Below are 6,071 nucleotides of genomic sequence, written 5' to 3'. Positions count from 1 at the left end.
ATTGCTTCCCAACCGATTCCTTCGGCGTCCGCGACGGCGCCCGCCGCTTCCGCTTCGCGAAGCAGCTTGGTCTTCAGCGGGTTGTAAATCAGGTCGCTGACGACCGCGCCCGGCCGGACGGCCGCGACGGAGATCGGAGACGCGTCCGTATTCGGATGCATGCCGATCGGCGTCGTGTTAATGAGAATATCCGCTTCGCCTATAATATGGTCGATTGCTTCCCAACCGATTCCTTCGGCGTCCGCGACGGCGCGAAGCTCGCCCGCGAGCGCCTCCGCCTTGGACGCCGTCCGGGCGGCGATCGTGAGTCTCGCCGGCGCTTCCTTCGCGAGCGCGTACGCGACGCCGCGGGCCGCCCCGCCCGCGCCGAGCAGAAGGATGCGAGCCCCGCGCAGCGCCGCGCCCGTCTCCTCCTTCAGCGAGCGCACGTAGCCGATGCCGTCGGTATTGTAACCGATCAATCGGTCGTCGCGGCGCACGATCGTGTTGACGGCGCCGATGGCGCGCGCCGTCTCGTCGATCTCGTCGAGATGCCGCATGACCTCGACTTTATGCGGAATCGTCACGTTCACGCCCCGAACGCCGAGCGCCCGAACGCCGCGGATCGCGTCGGCGAGGCTTTCGGGCAACACATGGAACGCGACGTACGCCGCATTGACGCCCGCCTCCGCGAACGCCCGGCCGAGCATGATCGGCGAGCGCGAATGGCGCACCGGATCCCCGAACACCCCGTAGAGCTCCGTGTAGCTGTCGATCCCGCTCCCCGCGCCTAGTTTCCATCCATCGTTCCCCACGTCCGCGTCTCCCCCGTTCCCTGTCTTACACCCGGACGCGCCTTAGATCAACGCGTCCCTCATGATCACCTTCACGCCCTTAGGCGCATGCACGTCCACGGTCGCGCCGGACGTACCGTTCGCCCGAATCCAGCCGAGTCCCGCGATATACAAATCGACGTCCGTCCCGGGCTTCACCCGGAAGCGGTGCCGCGTCAGCGGCGGCAGCGCCGACAAATCCTCCTTCGCGGGCGGCTGCAGCAGCTCGCCGGCGTGCTCCGCGTACAAGGCGTCCGCTTTCGCGAGCTTCGTGCGGTGAATCGTTAGCGCTGGACTCACGTAACAGGTGAACGACTGATGCGCGCCTTCGACGAAGTCGAACCGGGCGAGCGCCCCGAAAAACAGCGTCTGCTCCGCGTCGAGCTGGTACGAAGCCGGCTTCACGGGACGGCTTGGGACGATGCCCTCCAAATACCGCTTCGGCACCCGCTCCGTCAGCCGCGTCTCGTATACGATGCCCGGCGTGTCGATGACGCTCGCTTCGTCGTCGAGCGGAATATGGATCAGATCGAGCGTCGTCCCCGGATAGGACGACACCGTCACTTCGGCGTCGAGATCGCTGTAATCCGCGATGAGGCGATTGACGAGCGTCGACTTGCCCACGTTCGTCGCCCCGACGATGTACACGTCGCGTCCGCGGCGGTGCGCCTCGAGCGTCTCCGCGAGCCGCTCGAAGCCGGTGCCGCGCTTCGCGCTGACGAGCAGCACCTCGACCGTGCGCAGCCCTTCCTCCTTCGCCCGCCGCTGCACCCAATTCCGAATCCGGTTCGGATTGACGCCAGGCGGCAGCAGATCGATCTTGTTGACGACGAGCACGACCGGATTGCTGCCGACGAACCGCTGCAGCCCCCCGATCAAGCTCCCCTCGAAATCGAAAATGTCCACGATATGGACGACGAGGCTGTCCGTATCGCCGACGCCCCCCAGCAAGCGAAGAAATTCGTTCTGATTCGGCGTCACGCTCAACGCTTCGTTATAATGCTTCATGCGGAAGCAGCGCTGGCAGACGAGCGGCTTTCGCTCGAGCGCCGCTTTCGGCACGTAGCCGAGCGCCGCTTTCTCCTCCGTCTGCACCCCGACGCCGCAGCCGGAGCATTTCAATCCCGTATTCGCCGCACTCACTTACGGCAGCCACCCTTTCTTTCGCAGCCTAGAGATGAACGCCCGTTCCAAATTTCGGTTGACGTTGCGCGTCACCCAGCTCTCGTCCGCCTTCGCGATCGGTTCGACGAGAATCGTATACAGCCCGAGCCGGTTGCCCCCCAGCACGTCGGTCATCATCTGGTCGCCGACGATGGCCGCCTCGTGCGGCCGCAGCCCCATCATGCCGAGCGCCTTCGCGAACGCCGCGTTGAGCGGCTTCCGCGCCCGGGAGACGAACGGCAGCCGCAGCGGCTCCGCGAACGCCCGGACCCGGGATTCGTTGTTATTGGAAACGACAACGACCTGGAAGCCGCGAGAGCGAACGCCGTCGAGCCAAAGCCCGAGCTCCGGCGTCGCGAGCGGCACCTTCGCGCCGACCAGCGTATTGTCGAGGTCCGTCATGATCCCCCGGATGCCGTTCGCCCGCAGCGCCTCCAAGTCGATGTCGTAAATGGTGCGAACCGTCTGCTTCGGCAGCATCAACTGTAGCAAAAGCGTTCCCTCCGAGCATGGTTTCTTGGGCGTATCATACCATAATTTGCACGCCCGCGCCAAAAACGAACCGCCCCGAAGCCCAAAGGCTCGAGGCGGCAAGCGGACCGCGGCTATAAGCTTTCCCGTACTTTGCGGATGCGGTGCTCCGCTTGGGCGTATTCTTCCTCCGTCAATCGCGTCCCGCTGTATTTCGCCTTCTCGAACGTAGCCAGCAGCGCTTCGAAATCGTGCTGCAGCCACGTGTATTGCCGCTTCCAGCGCGCCGCCGTCTCGCGCAGCGTCTCATGCTCCGTCCTTCCGAGCCCCTTGCGGCGGAAACGCGCCAACAAGCGCTCCATATCGGCCAGAAACTTAAGATTGTAGTTCGGCGATTTCCGAAGGCCGCGCGTGCGCAGCAGCGTCAGCCATTGGTAACGGACCGCGAAGAACGCGAGGAAGCCGGCGGCGAGCAGCGCCGCTGCGGCCGTCACGATCCAAACGACGGCGCCGCCGCCGGAACCGGCCTCCGCGACGGGCGCCGAGGCCTCTACGGCCGGCAGGTCGGTCGGGAGCGGCGTTTCGGTTTCGTTTTCCGCTTGGAGGATCGGCAGCGTAAACCCTGCGGTCGGCTCGAACGGAATCCAACCGAACCCTTCGAAGTACACCTCCGCCCAGGAATGCGCGTCGGCGTTGCGGACCGTGAACGTGCCCGGGCCGTCGAGATCGACCTCTTCTCCGGGCAAATACTGTTCGAAAATAATGTCGGTGCTCGATTGTCCCGGCACGTAGCCCTTCACCCATCGGGCGGGCATGCCGAGCGTACGGGCCATCACGACCATCGCCGTCGAGAAATAGTCGCAGTACCCTTCTTGAATTTCGAAAAGGAACCCGTCCACGAAGTCTTCGCTCTTCTTCTTGCTTAGATCCGGATCGTTCGTATAAGGGAACGTTATGCTCAAATACGTCTCGAGCGCCTTCGCCTTCTCGTACTGCGTAGCCGCCTGCGCCGTCACCTCGGCCGCCAGCGCTCCGACCCGCGCAGGCAGCGTCTCCGGCAGCCGCAAGTATTCCCGGAATTCGCTCGCATCCTCGACCGGCGGCGCCGTCTTCAGCTTCTCACCGTCGATGATCGGCATCCGCGAAGTGACCTGATACGCCGCCGGATACGGAAAATCGTCCCGCTCCGCCCACAGTATCGTCCGGGTATCCGTATCCCAAAACCCTCGCCCGAGCGGCACCGGCTCGCCGTTGAGCAGCGCAGGCTCGACACGATCCGCGAACGGCGCCGCGAACAGCACCGGGAACGACTTGCCCTCGATGATCCGGAACGTCTGCGTCACCTCGATCGTGTCGAGGCCGCCTTCGGCGGGCGCCTCCGGGTAGTCGGGCGACATCGCGAGCGGGACGAGATTGTTGCGCTCCGTGAACGTCGAGGGCTCCCACCCGCTGCCCGTATAGAGCGATCGCGTCTCCCCCCGCCAGTAACTGCGCCGCGAGGCGTCGACCGTAAACACCGGCGTAAAGTCGAAGTTGAACGCTCCGCCGAGATTCGAATCGTTGCGGCTGTACCCCGACGCCGAGCTGCCCGCGTTCAGCGCCGCGAAGCCCGGACCGCTGCTGAACGCCGGCACGACCTCTCCTTGGTACGTCTTCCAGGCCGTATACGGATCCATAATGATCGGACGGATGCTCGGAGCCAGCACGCCCAAGGCGAGCGAGGCGGAGACGATCGTCACGATCATGACCGTGATCGGCAGCGGATAGTCCATGAGGTTCCCGTAGCCGTCCGGGTCTCTCGCCTTAAGCTGCTTCAGATGGAAAACGACGAGCATAAGGAGGCCGCAGCCGATCATGACGGCCACCTGCTCCCAAAGCCGGAACAAGCTGAACGAATCGACGACGCAAAACAAGACGATGGAGGAAAGCATGACGGAAAACAGGCGCCACTTCGTCCGGATATACCAAGCGACGATCGAGTAGACCGCCCAAGCCCCTAGCGCGAACCAAAGATACGGCCCGAGCCGGAACGTATATTCGAGCGCCCCGAGCGCCCATCCGAGCAAGTGGTCGGGCACGTCCTCCACCGCCTGCGGCCGAATCGTCCGCGCGGTCGCGTAGTACGTCGCGGCGATCGCCGCGGCGCCGCGGAGCCAAGCGGGCTTCGGCAGAAACCAGGCGCTCAGCAGCGTGGCGGCGAGCGCATAGCCGACGACGGCGACGGTCTCGTTCAGCCAGTAGAAATCGAACCAGACGACGTATTGATATAGGAAGACGCCCAGAAATAACAGCAGCGCTTTATCGTGCCAATCCGACATCAGCCACTTCGCGGCCGCCGCGAACGGATTCCGGCGCCGCTCCGCCCCCTCGAACCTCCAGCCCGTCGTCATAAGCCCTTCCCTCCTAACACGAGCGGAAGCTCTTCCAGACGCTGCACGCCGTAGGCGGCGACGCCGACCGAGCGCAGCGCTGCGGTCCAGTCGTCCCGATGCTTTGCGTTCGTCTCCTGATTGATCCACAGGTGGCAGGCGCTCAAGCCGCCCAAATCGAGCCACTTCAGCAGCTTTAGGACCGCCTCGCCTCGCTGCGGGCTGACGAGGACGACCAGCCCGCCGCTCGCCGGCAGGCGCGAGCGATCCCGGAGCGCGCGCGTCGGATCGCCGTTCGCATCGGGCTGCACCTCGATCAAGTGCTGCTCGATGCGCCTGCGCGTCTCGTGGCCGCCGGGCGTCTCCGCGTACGCCTTGCCGCCGCCGACCGAGAGGAAGCCGACGGACATGCTGCGGGTCGCGGCGAATTGCACGATGGAAGCCGCGACGGATACGGCCAGCTCGAATTGCTCGCCGGAGCGATAAGACGTCGTCTGGCGGTCGAGCACGATCGTCAGCTTCGGCAGCGATTCGCGCTCGAATTCCTTGGACTTCCAATGTCCGGTGCGCGCCGTCGCGCGCCAATGCACCTTGGCCAAACGATCGCCGTAAATGTATTCGCGCACGCCGTTAATCTGCGTCGTCTCGCGGTGCGAGCCGTTCACGGACGACTGCTGATGATTGCCCTTGAACAGCGTGCGAAGCTGGCGCCACTCGGGAATCGCGACCGTCCGGGGCAGCACGCTGAAGGAAAGCGGCATCGAGATGACGCCTCCGTGCTCGAACAAGCCGAAGATGTCCTGCGTGGCGCATTCGACCGCCTCGTATTTGTAAACTCCGCGCGCGAGCGGCGGCGTGACGTACGTCAGCTCGCCGCGACGTTTCCAATCCGGGACGAACGTGCCTTCGAACACATGGGTTTCCCCGCCCAGCTTCGTGAGCTTATCCTTGACCGTCACGTACGGAATCGGCCAGAAGCCGGGAATATCCACGTGAATGTTTGCTTTGATCGCGCTGCCCGACTGCAGCATCGCGCCGCCGGCGACGCCGCCGATTTCGCGGCGGCCGCGGGCGGAGGAGATGCCGCTCCAGCGGCCCATCAGCAAATAAACGGATAAACAAGAAATGATGATGAGCAGCATCAAACTTAACTTGCCGCCTTGGAACGCAACGAAAAACAAACAGGAGATGAGACACAGCGCCAGTCCCCAAGCTTTCGCGGACCAACGGATCGTTCTGGGGGCTCGCTGCATGC

5 protein-coding genes are annotated in these 6,071 nt (G+C 64.3%); all 5 read right to left on the bottom strand.

Annotation, left to right across the window (positions count from 1 at the left end; all coding sequences use genetic code 11):
* Nucleotides 1–794: shikimate dehydrogenase (aroE, locus tag VEZ38_RS11715; RefSeq protein ID WP_324893544.1), on the bottom strand; the 794-nt coding region annotated here is incomplete at its 3' end.
* Between the two features lie 42 nt (nt 795–836).
* Entirely contained in the window at nt 837–1,955 is a 1,119-nt protein-coding gene (yqeH, locus tag VEZ38_RS11710) for a ribosome biogenesis GTPase YqeH (RefSeq protein WP_324893543.1), read from the bottom strand.
* Nucleotides 1,956–2,468 (bottom strand): YqeG family HAD IIIA-type phosphatase, encoded by a 513-nt coding sequence (locus VEZ38_RS11705; RefSeq protein WP_324893542.1) that lies wholly within the window; start codon nt 2,466–2,468, stop codon nt 1,956–1,958. It abuts the gene before it with no gap.
* A 113-nt stretch (nt 2,469–2,581) separates the two neighbouring features.
* Nucleotides 2,582–4,837, bottom strand: coding sequence for a transglutaminase TgpA family protein (locus VEZ38_RS11700; protein WP_324893541.1), 2,256 nt, complete (start codon nt 4,835–4,837; stop codon nt 2,582–2,584).
* Nucleotides 4,834–6,069, bottom strand: coding sequence for a DUF58 domain-containing protein (locus tag VEZ38_RS11695; protein ID WP_324893540.1), 1,236 nt, complete (start codon nt 6,067–6,069; stop codon nt 4,834–4,836). The genes VEZ38_RS11700 and VEZ38_RS11695 overlap by 4 nt, the downstream gene beginning before the upstream one ends.
* Nucleotides 6,070–6,071 lie beyond the last annotated feature (2 nt).

The organism is Paenibacillus sp., from assembly GCF_035645235.1.
Lineage (GTDB): Bacteria > Bacillota > Bacilli > Paenibacillales > YIM-B00363 > Paenibacillus_AE.
The sequence above is the reverse complement of the archived record's forward strand: the minus strand, read 5'-3'. Positions and strand labels throughout refer to the sequence as shown.